Source organism: Neobacillus niacini (genome assembly GCF_019749295.1).
GTDB classification, from domain to species: domain Bacteria; phylum Bacillota; class Bacilli; order Bacillales; family Cytobacillaceae; genus Neobacillus; species Neobacillus niacini_D.
On record NZ_JACWFG010000025.1, the window covers coordinates 1 to 15707 of the forward strand.

Annotated in this window: 17 protein-coding genes; 12 read left to right on the forward strand and 5 right to left on the reverse strand. The window is 39.1% G+C overall.

Annotated features, from left to right (window positions below):
* Positions 1 to 453 precede the first annotated feature (453 nt).
* Both H0184_RS24600 and H0184_RS24605 read left to right on the forward strand, forming a co-directional pair.
* The gene (locus H0184_RS24600; RefSeq protein ID WP_221829458.1) at positions 454 to 1509 is read left to right on the forward strand and encodes a hypothetical protein; all 1056 of its coding nucleotides are present in this window, start codon (positions 454 to 456) and stop codon (positions 1507 to 1509) included.
* Entirely contained in the window at positions 1496 to 2239 is a 744-nt protein-coding gene (locus H0184_RS24605) for a hypothetical protein (RefSeq protein ID WP_221829459.1), read from the forward strand. Before H0184_RS24600 ends, H0184_RS24605 begins: the two co-directional genes overlap by 14 nt.
* A gap of 224 nt (positions 2240 to 2463) precedes the next feature.
* Here H0184_RS24605 and H0184_RS24610 read toward each other — a convergent pair whose 3' ends face one another.
* Positions 2464 to 3210 carry an NADPH-dependent F420 reductase gene (locus tag H0184_RS24610; protein ID WP_221829461.1) on the reverse strand — a complete coding sequence of 249 codons (747 nt, stop codon included), beginning with the start codon at positions 3208 to 3210 and terminating at the stop codon, positions 2464 to 2466.
* 225 nt (positions 3211 to 3435) lie between these two features.
* Between H0184_RS24610 and H0184_RS24615 the strand changes: the two genes are divergently transcribed.
* From H0184_RS24615 to H0184_RS24630, 4 genes are all read left to right on the forward strand, one after another.
* Complete coding sequence (locus H0184_RS24615) at positions 3436 to 3795, forward strand: winged helix-turn-helix transcriptional regulator (protein WP_221829465.1); 360 nt, start codon at positions 3436 to 3438, stop codon at positions 3793 to 3795.
* Positions 3796 to 4040: 245 nt separating this feature from the next.
* Positions 4041 to 4466 (forward strand): MarR family winged helix-turn-helix transcriptional regulator, encoded by a 426-nt coding sequence (locus tag H0184_RS24620; RefSeq protein ID WP_221829468.1) that lies wholly within the window; start codon positions 4041 to 4043, stop codon positions 4464 to 4466.
* A gap of 273 nt (positions 4467 to 4739) precedes the next feature.
* Entirely contained in the window at positions 4740 to 6071 is a 1332-nt protein-coding gene (locus tag H0184_RS24625) for an NtaA/DmoA family FMN-dependent monooxygenase (RefSeq protein ID WP_221829489.1), read from the forward strand.
* A 107-nt stretch (positions 6072 to 6178) separates the two neighbouring features.
* Positions 6179 to 7612 (forward strand): DHA2 family efflux MFS transporter permease subunit, encoded by a 1434-nt coding sequence (locus H0184_RS24630; RefSeq protein ID WP_221829492.1) that lies wholly within the window; start codon positions 6179 to 6181, stop codon positions 7610 to 7612.
* 416 nt (positions 7613 to 8028) lie between these two features.
* Here the strand turns inward: H0184_RS24630 and H0184_RS24635 are convergent, their stop codons facing one another.
* The 3 genes from H0184_RS24635 to H0184_RS24645 form a co-directional block, all read right to left on the reverse strand.
* Positions 8029 to 8655, reverse strand: coding sequence for a class I SAM-dependent methyltransferase (locus tag H0184_RS24635; RefSeq protein WP_221829495.1), 627 nt, complete (start codon positions 8653 to 8655; stop codon positions 8029 to 8031).
* 133 nt (positions 8656 to 8788) lie between these two features.
* Positions 8789 to 10303: a DHA2 family efflux MFS transporter permease subunit gene (locus H0184_RS24640; RefSeq protein ID WP_221829497.1), complete on the reverse strand. Its 1515-nt coding sequence runs from the start codon at positions 10301 to 10303 to the stop codon at positions 8789 to 8791.
* Between the two features lie 7 nt (positions 10304 to 10310).
* Positions 10311 to 10943, reverse strand: a complete 633-nt coding sequence (locus tag H0184_RS24645; RefSeq protein ID WP_221829500.1) for a TetR/AcrR family transcriptional regulator — start codon at positions 10941 to 10943, stop codon at positions 10311 to 10313.
* A 335-nt stretch (positions 10944 to 11278) separates the two neighbouring features.
* Here H0184_RS24645 and H0184_RS24650 point away from each other — a divergent pair, with 335 nt between their 5' ends.
* From H0184_RS24650 to H0184_RS24655, 4 genes are read left to right on the forward strand one after another with little or no spacing between them, the layout of a single operon-like run.
* Positions 11279 to 11896, forward strand: a complete 618-nt coding sequence (locus H0184_RS24650; RefSeq protein ID WP_221829503.1) for a hypothetical protein — start codon at positions 11279 to 11281, stop codon at positions 11894 to 11896.
* Between the two features lie 3 nt (positions 11897 to 11899).
* Entirely contained in the window at positions 11900 to 12028 is a 129-nt protein-coding gene (locus tag H0184_RS27860; RefSeq protein ID WP_260631776.1) for a hypothetical protein, read from the forward strand.
* Positions 12029 to 12031: 3 nt separating this feature from the next.
* Complete coding sequence (locus H0184_RS27865; RefSeq protein ID WP_260631777.1) at positions 12032 to 12160, forward strand: hypothetical protein; 129 nt, start codon at positions 12032 to 12034, stop codon at positions 12158 to 12160.
* A gap of 3 nt (positions 12161 to 12163) precedes the next feature.
* Positions 12164 to 12319: a hypothetical protein gene (locus H0184_RS24655; RefSeq protein WP_221829515.1), complete on the forward strand. Its 156-nt coding sequence runs from the start codon at positions 12164 to 12166 to the stop codon at positions 12317 to 12319.
* A gap of 164 nt (positions 12320 to 12483) precedes the next feature.
* Here H0184_RS24655 and H0184_RS24660 read toward each other — a convergent pair whose 3' ends face one another.
* Positions 12484 to 13044, reverse strand: coding sequence for a TetR/AcrR family transcriptional regulator (locus tag H0184_RS24660; protein WP_221829518.1), 561 nt, complete (start codon positions 13042 to 13044; stop codon positions 12484 to 12486).
* A 149-nt stretch (positions 13045 to 13193) separates the two neighbouring features.
* Here H0184_RS24660 and H0184_RS24665 point away from each other — a divergent pair, with 149 nt between their 5' ends.
* Positions 13194 to 14114 (forward strand): DsbA family protein, encoded by a 921-nt coding sequence (locus tag H0184_RS24665; protein WP_221829532.1) that lies wholly within the window; start codon positions 13194 to 13196, stop codon positions 14112 to 14114.
* Between the two features lie 504 nt (positions 14115 to 14618).
* The gene (locus H0184_RS24670; protein WP_221829534.1) at positions 14619 to 15518 is read left to right on the forward strand and encodes an acyl-ACP desaturase; all 900 of its coding nucleotides are present in this window, start codon (positions 14619 to 14621) and stop codon (positions 15516 to 15518) included.
* The last annotated feature ends 189 nt before the right edge of the window (positions 15519 to 15707 follow it).

Genomic DNA, 15707 nt, shown 5'->3' on the forward strand with positions numbered 1-15707 from the left:
GTCAAAAAAAATTGTAAGGGTATGGATAGAGAATAAGCAAAGGTGAAGCTGAAAACAGGTACTTTTGAATTTACACAATTATCAGGACTTGACTCGGCTATTGTTTATAGAGGAACCTTAAGAAGCAGATTTAAGCGGAGATATTCCGCTTAACTGCTTTAAATAAGACAAATTACAAAGATTTAGATACAATAAACGGAAAAACTCCGCCTATTTATAAGGAAATATAGGTATTTCCCAATTTAAACGGAAATTCTCCGCTTATTTTTCAAACACAGTGAAATCAACATTCAGTTTTTTAACAGAGTCTTTTAAAAAAAGAAATCGCAGTCGAAGGAGCATTGGAATGTCGATGTTTGCTTGAAGGTGTAGTAAAATGGAAATATCTAGTCTCATAGGAGTGAAATGGATGCGGAATGCAAGTTTGGTAGAAGATAGAAGAGGTTATGAAGCATGATCGCCGATTTGCTTACTAAGCTTGAGGAAGAGAAGGATCAGTGGATTTACAACGTGATTGAGCGGTTTGATGGTCAAAAGGTTGAACGTGATCAGGGGCCTCATACACCTGAAAAGCAAATAATGATGATTAAAAAAATCGAGCATAGCATTCGCGAACAGAAGATTCTTGATCTTAAAGAGATGGAGATTGAGTTGAAAATGTTGGGGAAAAGCATGGCGGAGGAGCAGCGAATCCTTGGAAATTTGGAGCCTGCACTTGACTCTCTGGAAAAGGAGCGCGCTTTTTACGAGAGTGAACGGGAGAGCCTAAATAAAATTAAGTTCGAAAAGTTCCAGTCTGTTTTAGATGACAAGTTCGAATTTGATAAAAGAGATCAGGTGGTTTTTAAGGAGCGGAGAATATCCAAGCTGATGGAAAGCTACCAAATGATGGAGATGGAAATGCTGGATTTTTATCAAAAGCAGCTTTCTGAGATTTGGCTGTTGCTGACAAGGAGCATGGAGAATATCTCTTCCACTGGTAAATTTGATTTTGAAACGAACCCCTCTGTAATGGAGCTAAGTTTGAAGCATGGCCGCGGCCTGGACCAATATATAAAACTAGGGAATTTTGAAGAGGATTATTGGATTGTTCATGATACATTAGTAGAGAATAACCAAACTGTTTACGACTATTACTTCAACCAAATCAATCAGTTTAAAACGAATGCTATAGAAGAAATCACGAAGCTATATAATAGAAAGAACGAGCACATGGTAGCGGCTGAACAACAGTTACTAGAGCTTCGGAAAAAGAAAAAGCAAGATGATGCGCGTTTTTTAGAGCTCAAGGATCAGTTGAGTAAGGCGAAGCAGGAATGGGAACAGGATTCACTAAGGCACCAATTGCTGGAGGATATTTTAAAAGAAGAGTTTGTGAAAACTGTAACAGGATGGCAGGAGAAGTTGTTTGCGGAGAATGCTAGAGACGAGGAACGGTGGGCGTACCACCAGTACTGCCAAATTATTTTAAAGCAAGCGGAGAGGATGATTGGATATGAACACTTCTAATACTATTGATGAGAAATATCAAGAGGCCATTCAATCACTGAAGAAAATTAATAATGAACTTTTCTATGATGACCTGAAGAAGCTGTTAAAAGACCGGGAAGAAAATATTGCAGGGCTGAATGGAGAAGTCTATGAGTCTATTGAAAACATGCAGAGATCAATGAACAGCTTTCCCATTCAGGTTAGTGAGCAGCTAAAGGAAGAGGTCTTAAACCCGCAGGCACAGTTGTTTAATCAAGGGATGGAAAAGTTTGATGAAAATATCCTGGTGCTGGAAAAGAAAGTTGCCTTTTGGCATCAGCAATTTCAAGAGTATCTGGAGAAGACGGAAAAGCTGCTGGCTGATGCCAAAGGGTTTCAGCAGGATGATCAAGAATTTATCATCAAGGAAAGTGAACGGATATTGATGGTTGTTCGGCAGCTGACGGAGGATTTGAGTGAGCAGTCGGCCGTTTTGAATGTGAAATATGAAGTAGTGAGCGAGCGGTTAAGTGTGATCTTAAAAGAGCTGACTGCAGTTAAGGACAGGCAAAAGGTGGAATTACAGGAGCTGCGCGAGCAGGTGGTCCAGGTCCAAAGAGACGGACAGGCTAAGTGGGAAGAAAAGTGGAAACTGAGCGTTGAACGAAGTGCCCGGAGAGAAGGGCAGTTTAAAAAGTGGCTGCTCGGGCTTGCTGTGGGACAGGGAGTTTCGGTTTTATTGATGGTTTTGTATTTTATAATGAAGTAATGAAGAAGTCTTGCTCTTGGAATGAGGGCAGGTCTTATTTTTTCAGAAAAGGTTTTGGCACATATAATTGAAATTCTGCACGTAAAAATCTAGGTCTCAGAATTACCAATAATATTTATATTGTTTGGCGGCAAAAAGGAAAGAGGTGAACATATTTCTTCACAACTTTGTGGGGATATATGGATATACAAAAGGGTGCGCTCTAACTGAGTGCACCACATGTTTTATGAATTGTATATTTCTCTGTTTAGATTCACAATATCCTTATGTGAAAATTCAACACCCTTTTTATCTGCAAGGAGCACTGTGAACCTTTCCATTACCTTGTCCCGTAGTAATGGTGCTTTTTCTTTATTTCCCTTTTTCAACGCTATTGTGAGCTCATCTTTAGTTAGCTCTGTGCAGTAAGCAGGAGTTCCTGGCTGTTGTCTCCAAGAGTCACTTATAGAACCACTATCTACTGCGTCGAAGCCTAGTTCGTTTACTACGTCCATGACTACTTGTTTTTGTAATGGATCATTACCAGCAACTGCCATCGCAATTCGTCTGCCAGAATCTTCGGATGTTCCTTCATATTCTAAAGTGTGAGCTAATAAGTTGTTGAAAGCTTTAATGATAGGTCTGCCTAATTGATTAGAAACCCAAACACTTTCAACCATCCCGTTCTCGATTTCTTCAATTTTACCATCTCTAAATGGATAATAATTTGAAGTGTCTACAATGATTACATCCTCCTCGACTTGATCGATCATGTTCCGAATGCTTGGCAGTGCCTTTATAGGGAGAGATATGATAAGAACTTCAATATTTGTAATTGCTTCCTCTACACGCACAGCAGTTCCAGCAAGCTCTTTTCCTTCTAAACGTGCAATTCCTCGTGCATCTGCAATTTTGACATCATGTCCATTTTTAACTAATTTTTTTGATATAATTGACCCGATTGGTCCTGCACCTATAATTCCCAATCTCATTATTGTTCCTCCTAAAGAATTTGTATATAAAAGAATTATTCTGCTTAAAGTTACACAATGATATGTTTATCAAACGGTAAACATATATTCATTAGATATTAAAAACGTATTGAGTATTTCTGTTACATATACTAGAATAAAATGATTTCTCATCTTTTTGAAGTAGGCAATAAAAATTGCCGTAGTACATTTTTTTGTACTTAACAGTAGAAAGCAGGTGAAAAGGTGTCTAGGATATGTAAGGATGGATTTGATAAAGAATGTATAAAGGAACAAAGGGAATTTTTTGGTATTGCTTATACCCAAAACATCCTCTCTGGACGTTGGAAATATGTAATTCTTTGGTTTTTAAAGTCAACAGAGCGTCGTTATAGTGAAATTAAAGCCTTTTTATGGGATATTTCACAAGGTTCTCTTACAAAGCAACTTCGAGAACTGGAAACAGATGGTTTAATTAATCGCAAAGTTTTTCCAGAGGTTCCTCCGCGTGTAGAGTATTCACTAACCTCAAAAGGGAAAGAATTGGTTCCTATTATTGATTTGATGGAAGAGTTCGGGAAGAAGTTTGGAGAGCAAGTAGACTAATCAAAGCTGTCATTGTGGCAGCTTTTTGTACTAACTAAGCTAATAGTACAAAAAAATGTACTACGGCAAAATTTATTACCCTCTTTTAAAAAATGAGAATTGGCTTTATTCTAGTGTCTGTAATCAAATTACTCAATGCAACAAGTTGATAGGCAAACGGTGTAATATATATTCCCTAAGATAAATGGACAGCTAAATTTTAACTGTGATATAGTTAGCTTGCTAAGTATATGGGAGGCATATCTATGAACAATAAGGTTGATTGCGATATTCGTGAGTCATTAGATAAAGTTTCATCCAAAATGCGTCGAGATTATAGCGAAAGTCTAAGAGAACTTAATCTTCATGTTGGGCAGGATAAACTACTCGCTCGTTTGTGGTTAGGTGATGGGGTAACACAAATGCAACTTTGTGAACATTTAAAATGTGAGCCGCCTACGGTAACAAATATGGTTAAATCATTGGAGCAAAACGGATTTATATACCGTAAACGTGATGAATTAGATGCAAGAATTATGCGGATTTATCTAACGGACAAAGGCAAAGAATTAGAGAAACCGGTTGATTTTAAATGGAAACAGCAGCAAGAAAAATTACTCCATTCCATTTTACCGGAAGAACGCTTAATCTTAAGGGAACTTATGAAGCGAATGGAGAGGAACTTGTTCTAAGTTTTCTCTTTACTAATATTTAGCATGCTAAGCAATTATTTAGCAACCTAAATATTAATTAGTCTATATCGGTTATATACCAGGAAAAGGTTAGTTTATGGGATCCCACTGAAGAAGATTTGTCTATCCGAAAAAATGATATTGGGTAATCACCAATAATTTACTTAGCAAGCTAAGTATTATTTCCGTTTGCACCGATCTACTGAAATTTGATTGAAAAAAATTCATTTTAGGCCCTTTTGGAGCCTATTTAAAATAAAGGAGAAGATATACATGAAAAAAGGAAAAAAGATGCAACTAGCACTACAAATGGTTTCGGGGTACGGAGCTGAATTCAGTGCTTGGAGAATGCCTGGCACCGACCCAGCAGCCTACACAAATACGGATAGTTATGTAGAACGGGCTAAATTGGCTGAAAAAGGAAAATTCCAAATGATCTTCATCGCCGATACTCCTGGATTATACAATGACTTAGGCCCTCAGACTCCTATGTTCCCTATGGATCCTATGTTAGCACTAATGGCTGTAGCCAGAGAAACGAAACATATTGGTCTTGTTGCTACTCTTTCCACGACATTCAATTATCCATATAACATTGCACGTCAGTTCAAAGCACTAGATGTTATAAGTCATGGACGTGTAGGATGGAATGCGGTCACCACATCCGAGCCATTGGCTGCAGCAAATTTTGGTGCACAAATTGCCAGTCGCAAAGAACGATATGAGATGGCTCATGAATCCATTCAAATTGTTCAAGCATTGTGGGGGAGTTGGGAAACAGACGCCTGGACATTAGATGTAGAAGGTGGAAAATTTGCCGACATGGACAAAATTCAACCTATAAATCTTCAAGGGAAATATTATGCTTCTCGTGGTCCTTTGCCAATCCCCCCTTCTGAGCAAGGTCAGCCAGTTATTTTCCAGGCAGGCGGAGGAAATGAAGGATTGGAATTGGCGGGTATGTACGCATCTGGTGTTTATGCAAATCCTTATGATATTGAATCTGCTCGTGAACATAGGCAAGCGCTTCGAAAAAGTGCAGCTCGTTTTGGGCGAAATCCCGATGACATCAAGATGTATGCAGGTTTTATGTTTTCCATAGGTTCAACGGAAGAAGAAGGTTTAGAACGACGAAGACAGCTTATGAGTTTTAATCCTGAAGAGATTCCAAGCAGGGTAAGGTACCTTGGTTCCATGGTTGGTTTACCACTATCGTTGAATTCGGTAGATATTGATCAACCTTTATCAGCTGACTTGTTGAAGAAGGCATATGCCAACCCAATGGATCCACGATCCCACAGAGCTTTAGAGCTGCTGAAAAAAGGACTATCCATTCGAGATGTTCTAGCACATGGGGTCATAAACTATCATCCAGTAGTTGCAGGTACACCCGTACAAGTTGCAGACTTCTTGGAAGAATGGTTTTTGGCTGGTGCATGTGATGGTTTCTCGGTTGTTCCGGATATAGCCTATGATGGAGTTGCTGATTTTGTGGAACAGGTTGTTCCAATTTTGCAGGATCGCGGTTTGTTCCACAGAGAATATGAAGGAAAAACACTGCGCGAGAACATGGGAGTTCCTTATCAATACGGAAGGCTGAAATAATCAAATAATTAATAGAGAAAACACCCTTTCATGCTTAAGTATTTAAACAGATTACGATGCAATAGTATAACTTTTATTAATAAAATTGGATTACAAGGAGATAAAAAATGAAGAAACAATACAATACGCGGGCCATCTTGACAGCCTTGCTCATCAGCGGTGCTGTTGGCATGTTTAACGAAACCGCTCTAAATATAGCATTGACTAATTTAATCGAAGTTTTTCAGATTTCGGCTGCAACCGCACAGTGGTTAACTACAGGTTTCATGCTGACTCTTGGCATTCTAATGCCAGTAAGCGGGTTGCTGCTACAGACATTTTCTACGAGGAAGCTATTCATAGGTTCGGTCATGAGTTTAATCGCAGGTACATTGATTGCGGCGCTCGCATTCAATTTTGAAATGTTAATGTTCGCCCGAGTTTTACAGGCGGTAGGCATGGGGTTGTTGCTTCCACTCATGTTTAATACTGTTCTTGTTATTTATCCACAAGAAAAGCGGGGGGCGGCGATGGGATTGGTCGCACTGGTTATCATGGTCGCACCAGCGTCCGGACCGACCATAGGCGGTCTATTAATAGAATATTTAACATGGCATTATATCTTCTGGTTCTCGCTGCCATTTTTGGTCATAGGGTTGTTGATAGGTCTTAAATATTTGGAAAACGTTACAGATGTCACTAAGCCTCGGATTGATCTACTATCTGTTTTATTGTCAACGATTGGATTCGGAGGAGTTGTCTTTGGCTTCAGTAAGGCGGGCGAAGGAGCTGATGGTTGGAGCAGCAGTGTTGTGGTCACATCAATTGTCATTGGGCTCGTCGCGCTGGTATTATTCATACTGCGACAGAACATGAGCGATCCAATGTTGAATTTGAGTGTTTTCAAGTATCCAATGTACGTTATTGGGATGCTTCTAATAATGTCATGTATGTTAATCAGTATGTCGAGCACGATTATTCTTCCGATGTTTCTGCAGACTGGTTCAGGGCTGTCTGTGTTCATCACTGGACTCATACTTTTGCCGGGTAGTGCACTAAGCGGTATCATCCAGCCATATGTGGGGCGTTTATTTGATAAATATGGACCGAAATGGCTTGTTATTCCTGGACTCATGATCCTTACAGTCATGTTATGGTTCTTTACAACTATTTCCCCTACTTCTTCAGTGGCATTGATCATTGCTTTGCATATTGGGCTCACGGTTGGTATAGCCTTGATTTGGACGCCAGCTCAAACGAACGGGCTAAATCAATTGCCGCCGGAATTATATCCACACGGCACGGCCATTATGAATACATTGCAGCAGGTAGGAGGCGCGATTGGAACAGCGGTTGCAATTAGTATCCTTACGGGCGGTATGGAGAACTATTTACACAGCTCCTCCGCCCCGACCAAGCAGATTGAAATTGCAAACGCGATGGCATTGGGGTCGCACAACGTGTTCTTGTTCGCGATGGTCATAGCATTAATTAACCTGATCATGGGGTTCTTCATCCGCCGTGTCGTAACCAACCAAAAGGTGATGAATTCGCCACATTGATGTTTTCATAGCTGCATTCTTATAAGGGGCTTTCGTAAAATTAGTGCAATAAGGTTGGTCACATTGACAATGCCCAAAAGGCAAGCAATCGCGTTGCTCTATTTATTGTTGTTGCCTTGAAGGTAAAACGCCCTTTAGGCATTCTAGGAATTTGTTAATTTGGTATAAAGATTATCATAAACCTAATCAAATCAACTAAAAAGTAGAGTGAATTTATAAGCGAATCACTCTGCTTTTTTAGCTGCTATTATATCTGTTATAGCTGTGAGTATCTCATAGGAGAACGGCTTAGTCTTTGACTAGCCTAATTTATTCTCGCACAATGCCATCTGGCACGAAAAAATCTCATCTGGCACGTAAAGTTTGTAAACCGGCACATAAAAAGAATTTTTGGCACATAAATCTATGAATTGTACTTATTGCCCCTTTTTACATTTCACCATTATAAAATTGATCGAAGGTTTATCCTCCATGTTCTTATTGGGTTCGTCGATTTCTGAAAACTCAACCAGTCCATATTTTTCAAAGTCTCGTTTAATGGAGTCGTCATCATAAAAATACATTTTCACGCCATCCATGATCTCGAAATAGTCTTGGTCCAGTTGTTTGCCCTTGCCAAACATAGGAGCTTTTTTAGAAACGGTTGTAAAAATCATATAACCATTGGGCTTTAACTGATTGTAACAATCTTGTATAAACTTCTCTCTGTCCGTTTCATTTAATAGGTGAAGAAGTGCATAGCAGAATATTCCGTCATACAGATTGCTGTCAAAAGGCATGTCTGTCACGGAACCATGAAAAATAGTACTATCAATCCCGTTCTGTCTCGCAAAATCAATCGCTGTTTTTGAAATCTCAATACCGGTCACATTGATCCCATTTTCAATAAAAATCTTTGCATTCCTGCCATAACCAATACCCGGGATTAGTATGTCCTTCACATTCTGTTCAAGGAAAAAGTCCTTTGTCATGATTGCGGAGTCCGCAGGTTCAAATCCCCACATTGTTTTTTTCTCAATAAAGCTGGATTCCCAGAATTCCATCCTATCTTTATCTCCTTTAGAGTTCATTTTACTAGGGGCTATCAGATTTTAATTATAGTGTTTGCAAATGCTGTTAGCAAAGATGAAGGAATAATAAAAGGAGAGGCGTCAATGCCTCTCCTAATGATAAAAATTAATTTGATTGTGCTGCAGGCTTAATTTGTGTTCTACCCTGCTGTTCTAGCTTTCTAACGACATCTTCACTTGTATCAACTCGTTTAACGAATAATGCTAATACGAGAACAACAATATTAATCGCAAATGTCACATAGAAGGAATATTGAATTCCGGCTAATAAAGCTTGCTGTGTTAGTAAAGCCGTTGATGCTTCCGTTAGCGTTGCTGGGTCAACACCAGCCATTAGGTTTTGTGCTTCTGTTTTTGTGACTGAGTTCATAATGGTTACGAGAATTGCAGTACCAAGGGAACCGGACACTTGCTGTGCTGTGTTGTTTATCGCTGTACCATGCGGATTTAATACGGTTGGCAGCTGATTTAACCCGTTTGTCATAATCGGCATCATGACCATGGACATCCCTAACATACGTAATGTGTAGACTAGGACAATATAGGTGTAGCTAGAATCAATTTGTAGATGTGCCAGCATATAGGTGGATACACCAGTGACCGTAAGCCCGATTAAGGCTAGTACACGCGGGCCAAATTTATCGAATAGCTTACCAGTGATCGGCGACATGATTCCCATTACAATCGCGCCTGGCAGCATCATTAATCCTGAATCAAGTGGTGAAATTCCACGAACGTTTTGTACATAAGCAGGTGTTAAAATCATACCTGAGAACATGGCGATGGCGTTGACGATGGCAATCACCGAACCCAGTGCGAACATCGGATATTTATAAACACGTAAATCTAATAATGGCTCATCCATTTTTAATTGACGAATAATGAAAACAGCTAAGGCAATTACACCAACGATAATGGTTGTTAAGACGATGGTATCGTCCCAGCCGTCTGAACTTGCAGAACTTACTCCATAAAGTAATCCGCCAAAACCGATGGATGATAATATCACGGATAGGTAATCAAGTGTAGCATTTTTGTTTTGTTCCATTACATTTTCTAGCTTCCAAACTGCTAATAATAAACTAATGATCGCTAATGGTAAAATCATTTCAAATAGAACGCGCCAGTCGTAGTATTCTACGATGTAACCGGAAAGTGTTGGTCCGATTGCAGGTGCGGTAATCATGACCAAACCGAATATTCCCATTGCCGCACCACGTTTTTCACGCGGGAAGCTTACTAACATAATGTTCATGAGTAGTGGTCCCATCACAGAAGAACCAGCTGCTTGAACCATGCGCCCTGTAAGCAGCAGTCCGAAGTTTGGTGCAAATGCAGCAAGTGCTGTACCTAATGTGAAAAGCACCATGGATGTAATGTATAAACTACGGTTTGAAAAGCGTGTCAGTAAAAAGGCTGATGCTGGAATTAAAATCCCGCTGACAAGCATATAACCTGTAGCCAGCCATTGAACGGTTGAATAATCTTTAATTCCTAAATCAACCATGATCGATGGAAGAGCCACATTTAGAAGCGAGTTATTTAAAAAAGAGACAAAGGCTCCAACAAATAAAATCGCAATCATTAAATAGGGTGGTTTCTTTTGTAACGTTGTTTCCATATATTTTCTATCCCCTTTGTGTTCGTTCATTTTTCTGTAATCCTCTTTTAAGCAGATCAATTTGGGCAAAATAATTTCTTAAGGCTTCCTCATCGGTATATTCCTTCACGAAAAGCTGAACAATATTTTGAAAGGTGACGCCCATCAGAATTTTTAAGACATGATGCAATTCATGTTCATCCTGGATGTTCAGATTGCCTGTATCAATTAACTTAATGATTTTTAAAAACTGGTTTTTCTGATTTTCCTCGTAAACATTATTCGCCAGGGTATTTTCATGTTTATAGTTCATATTTAAATAAACATTTTTGAAAAAGTTTTTGTGTTCTTCGTTTCGATGGACCTCAATCATGAATTGAAAGGTAGCAATAAACGACTCAAACAAATCTCCATTTTTCTCATTCAGAACGGCAATAAATCGTTGATTATTCCTCTCGCCCAATTGATTTAACAAATAATAGAAGATGTCGTCTTTATCCTCAAAATATTGATAAAAGCTGCCTCTGGGAATTCCAGCACTTTTGATAATGCTAGCAATGGAGGCTTCGTGCAGCGGTGCACGCGAAAATTCCTGTTTCGCAGCTTGAATTAACGTGTCCTGTTTATCCTTCGATAAGTGAAAAAACGTCTGTTTTGGCATAATATTCATTCTCCTATAATTAAATGTGACACCCTGTCATAATTGAGCACTTACAGATTATATATGACACCCTGTCATAATGTCAACAAAAAAGTGACACCGTGTCATGTCCAGGGGGACGGTCTTGTGGTCTACACAAAACAGAGGAGGAGCTCTTTCTATTCTCCAATAACAATTCAGCCCAAAAAAGCGACTTATTGGGAGTTTGTCCAAGCCGTTTTCCATCCTCTTAATAAACTAATGGTATAAAAGTTTGTTAAGAAGGGGTGCAGGAGAAATGAAGGGTAAGAAAAAACATCATCATAAGCACAAGCATCATCATGGTAAGGAAAAGCATGAGGACAAGGAAAAAAAGAATCAAACCAGTAAGCACGATAATTCTAAAAATCATGACCAGAACGACCACAAAGATGAACACCATAATAATGACTGTGGCTGCAAGGATAAACAAGAGGACCATCAAGATGATTGCAAAAAGAAAAATCAGTCTGATAACCAAGGTCATGACAAGAAGAATTGTGGCTGCAAGGATAAACAAGAGGACCATCAGGATGATTGCAAAAAGAAAAATCAGTCTGATAACCAAGGTCATGACAAGAAGAATTGTGGCTGCAAGGATAAACAAGAGGACCATCAAGATGATTGCAAAAAGAAAAATCAGTCTGATAACCAAGGTCATGACAAGAAGAATTGTGGCTGCAAGGATAAACAAGAGGACCATCAAGATGATTGCAAAAAGAAAAATCAGTCTGACAACCAAGGCCAACACAAAAGGAATTGTGGCTGCAAGGATAAACAAGAGGACCATCAAGATGATTGCAAAAAGAAAAATCAGTCCGACAACCAAGGCCAACACAAAAGGAATTGTGGCTGCAAGGATAAACAAAAGGACCAGCATGATGATTGCAATTGCAAAAAGTGGGACAGAAATGACAACCACGATGATTGGATGAAGCATGATTCATACGACAACCAAGGTCAACACCATCATAATGATTGTGGCTGCAGAGATAGACAAAAAGACAAGCATGATGATTGTAATTGCAAAAAGTGGGATAGAAATGACAACCACGATGATTGGATGAAGCATGATTCATACGGCAACCAAGGTCAACACCATCATGATGATTGTGGCTGCAGAGATAGACAAAAAGACAAGCATGATGATTGCAATTACAAAAAGTGGGACAGAAATGACAACTACGATGATTGGATGAAGCATGATTCATACGGCAGCAAAGATCAACACCATCATGATGATTGTGGCTGCAGGGATAAACAAAACGACAGGTATGGTCATATGGAAGAGGAATCTTTTAATCATTATGAAAATAAACATAATGATCGTAGAGAACGGAAAATATGCCGGAATATAAATTGTTTATTTGGATGTAGATGTTGGTAATTTTAGTAGGGAGGTTTCTATTTAATTAGCCCCCCTAAAACTTTCTATTGAAAAACCAAAAGCTAGGCTGCTGCCTGGCTTTTTCATTTTCTAGATTGTCTTTGGAACTTTTATACAATGGATGATGGTTGTTGGTTAAATAGTATCCAGCCCAGACAGTAAATAGGGAAGAACGGGTTTAATAAAGTCCTCCGGCACAAGTTTCATCCCTTTTCGCTTCCATTCTACAGATGCTCCGTAAATGCCCCAGCTTAAGATAACCGCATTAAGTTTTAATGCTTCATCCTCTTCTCCTTCACTTTGTGCTGCTAGCATTTTGTAAAAAATGATTTCGAGCTGCTCCCGAATAATTCGGGCGATGGTATCTTCGTATCCTCTATGGCACCGGGTGGATAATGACTTTTGAAAATTGGTAATTGCTATGAAAATACTAACGAACGCCTCTTCACTAAGGTTGTCATACGGAAAGAATTCCCCGTTAAGATTCACTAATAATACCTCTGATAATGCCTTCTCTAATAGGTCATAGATATCTTCAAAATGATAATAAAAAGTGGCACGATTGATCATCGCTTCAGTCGTGATGTCTTTTACCGTAATATCCTTAAATTCCTTTTTAGCGGAAAGTTCAATGAAAGAATCCATAATTAATCTGCGGGTACGGAGAACTCTAGGGTCCGTCTTTGCTTCAGTCAATTTGTGGTCACTCCTACTTTTTCAACAATTTCTTTAATGTGTTGTATTTACGACATATCGATAGAATTATTGGTATTGATCTCTTTCATTATTTACTACAATGCAATTATAAAGCAAATACAAACAACTATAGGAGGAGTGAATACGAATTGACGAACAATAACATGATTTGTGATTTGGAAACAGGTGTATGTGGAGTAGCTGGAGAGGAAGAAATGGGGCTGATTGATTTTAGTCAACCCCAAAAGTCCATTGAAGTTTATTATGTAACAGATCCTATTTGCTCTCATTGCTGGGCGATTGAACCGGTTCTTCGTCGCTTTAAAGCGCAGTATGGACACTATTTTAATTTTCATCCGGTGATGGGTGGATTGCTGGAGAAATGGCATGATGGACCGATTGACCCTGCAAATGGAATTTATAAGCCTGCGGACGTTGCGCCTCACTGGAGGGAAGTGGGAGAACATTCACGCATGCCGATTGATGGGTCACTCATGATTGACAATCCCGTGCAATCATCCTACCCGCCTTCTCGTGTTTTTAAAGTCATTCAAAAAAACGATAACGATGCCTTGGCATATGAATTTTTACGTCGCACTAGAGAAGAGCTTTTCGCCTTCAATCAAAATATATCAGAACCATCTGTTATGATTGAAATCGTAAATAAACTTGGTCTTGATGGAGAAGCGATTGTAAATGAAGCGGAGCAGCCAGCAGGACAACAACTATTAAATGAAGACTTTAGTCTTGCTAGAAGCCTAGGTGCTAGAGGATTTCCAACGATAATTATGATTAATGAAGAAAACAAAGGTATAAAAATAGTAGGCGGTCGTCCGTTTGAATCCTATGTCGATGGATTAAAACAGGTTCTAAACAAGGAAGAACTGCAGCCAAAAACACAATCTTCACTTTCTAGCTTACTTGAAAAAGAAAAGCTTTTATTCTCAAAAGAAATTGAAGTCATGTACGATCTTGAGCCATTGGATTTGAATGCTTTTATTGAAAAAGAACTTCCACCAGGCAGTTATCAAAAGAAAGAAATTTTAGGAGAATCTTATTTTACAAAATAGCTCTGGACTGAATGTTGATTTCACTGTGTTTGGAACATAAGCGGAGAATTTCCGTTTAAATTGGGGAATTTTATTATTCCCTTAATAATAGGCGGAGTTTTTCCGCTTATTGTACTTAAATACTTGTAAATTGTCATATTTAAAGCAGTTAAGCGGAATATCTCCGTTTATACTGCTACATAAGGTTCCTCTAAAAATAATAGCCGGAAATTCTCCGCCTAGCTCAGGCGGATACTCTCTTTTTTTATGAATTCGTCTATATCTACTTTTCGTCATTACAAAGGCGAAAAACAATAAACAAATATAGCAATAGGAACTAATATATTTATCTGCTATAGATGTCTGGAGTTCCCTTGCACCCTAAGTAATGGATTTTCAGGCATCTCTTTTTTATGGTTCCTATTCACTGCTTTTTCAAAAAGAAGCTCTTAAAATCGGAATCTTGTTAATTTTATGATTTAATAGAGTAATACGGTAAAGTAGTGGAAAAGGAGAGTGTAGTAATTGCTAACGAACCATTTAGACTTTAGACTTGAACCGCAATTAAAGGAATTATATGAGGAACATAAACGAAGGGCTGCCAAAATAGATTGGGGTTATCACGATTTCTTGCCTTGGGATAAAGCCCAGGATTTCCGCAGGGTACCTTGGGATCCTAGTCAGGTTTCACTGCCAGCAGGTGTGGTAACGGCAGTAGAGACAGCGCTTTTGACAGAGGTGAATTTACCCTGGTTTACCTCCCATCTAGACCAAACCTTCAAAGGGTCGCTTTCGGTCATCAAGGATTTTGTCCATACCTGGACAGCGGAAGAAGATCAGCATTCCAACCTTTTGGAGACTTACCTTTTGATTACTAGAAACGCTGATCCTAAGCGAATTCGTCAATTGCACAAGATGACTGTAGAGGGAGGATGGGAGCCGGACTTCCATACCCCTTTTGAGACAATGGTCTATACCTCCCTGCAGGAACTTGCCACCATGGTTTTTTATTACAATGTTGCGAAGGTAGCCGGACCTCATGATAAGGAATTGGCTACGCTCCTAAGAAGGCTTGCCAAGGATGAAACTCTGCATTATGCCTTTTATCGTGATGTCATTAAGCTGCACCTGCAATTGGAACCGAATTATTGCTACTATCTCGGTTATGTCATCAAGAATTTTCAGATGCCGGGCACGGTCATGCCTGACTTTGAAGACCGGATGTCCATTATTGCAAAGGAAGCCAACTACGGGCCTCTTGAATATTTTGATCAAGTACTGGATGTCATTGTGGATTATTGGGACATTGAAAACCTGAGACCAATTGCTCCTGAGGCAGAAAAGGCGCGGCTGGATATTCTTAAGTACCATGCAAGGCTAAAACGTGTAAGAGATCGATTTTATGCGGGTGCAAACCGCAAGTAACTATCAAACTAAAAATCCTTTAATGGTGCACAACGCACTGTTAAAGGATTTTTTGGGTTCGACAATAAATTTCCTCAAATGAAGCCAAAGCTCGTTATTTATAAAGCTTTCTAGGATATTTAATCAAACGTTTAGTTAATAGAAAAACGTTCTTATATTGTGGAAGAACATCGTTTTTTGACTGGTTAA

What these genes read in the sequence shown, in the direction of transcription:
- H0184_RS24600 (WP_221829458.1), top strand. Translation starts at nt 454, where the DNA reads ATGATCGCCGATTTGCTTACTAAGCTTGAGGAAGAGAAGGATCAGTGG.
- H0184_RS24605 (WP_221829459.1), top strand. Translation starts at nt 1,496, where the DNA reads ATGAACACTTCTAATACTATTGATGAGAAATATCAAGAGGCCATTCAA.
- H0184_RS24610 (WP_221829461.1), bottom strand. Translation starts at nt 3,210, where the DNA reads ATGAGATTGGGAATTATAGGTGCAGGACCAATCGGGTCAATTATATCA.
- H0184_RS24620 (WP_221829468.1), top strand. Translation starts at nt 4,041, where the DNA reads ATGAACAATAAGGTTGATTGCGATATTCGTGAGTCATTAGATAAAGTT.
- H0184_RS24625 (WP_221829489.1), top strand. Translation starts at nt 4,740, where the DNA reads ATGAAAAAAGGAAAAAAGATGCAACTAGCACTACAAATGGTTTCGGGG.
- H0184_RS24630 (WP_221829492.1), top strand. Translation starts at nt 6,179, where the DNA reads ATGAAGAAACAATACAATACGCGGGCCATCTTGACAGCCTTGCTCATC.
- H0184_RS24635 (WP_221829495.1), bottom strand. Translation starts at nt 8,655, where the DNA reads ATGGAATTCTGGGAATCCAGCTTTATTGAGAAAAAAACAATGTGGGGA.
- H0184_RS24640 (WP_221829497.1), bottom strand. Translation starts at nt 10,303, where the DNA reads ATGGAAACAACGTTACAAAAGAAACCACCCTATTTAATGATTGCGATT.
- H0184_RS24645 (WP_221829500.1), bottom strand. Translation starts at nt 10,943, where the DNA reads ATGCCAAAACAGACGTTTTTTCACTTATCGAAGGATAAACAGGACACG.
- H0184_RS24650 (WP_221829503.1), top strand. Translation starts at nt 11,279, where the DNA reads ATGAGGACAAGGAAAAAAAGAATCAAACCAGTAAGCACGATAATTCTA.
- H0184_RS27860 (WP_260631776.1), top strand. Translation starts at nt 11,900, where the DNA reads ATGATTCATACGACAACCAAGGTCAACACCATCATAATGATTGTGGCT.
- H0184_RS27865 (WP_260631777.1), top strand. Translation starts at nt 12,032, where the DNA reads ATGATTCATACGGCAACCAAGGTCAACACCATCATGATGATTGTGGCT.
- H0184_RS24655 (WP_221829515.1), top strand. Translation starts at nt 12,164, where the DNA reads ATGATTCATACGGCAGCAAAGATCAACACCATCATGATGATTGTGGCT.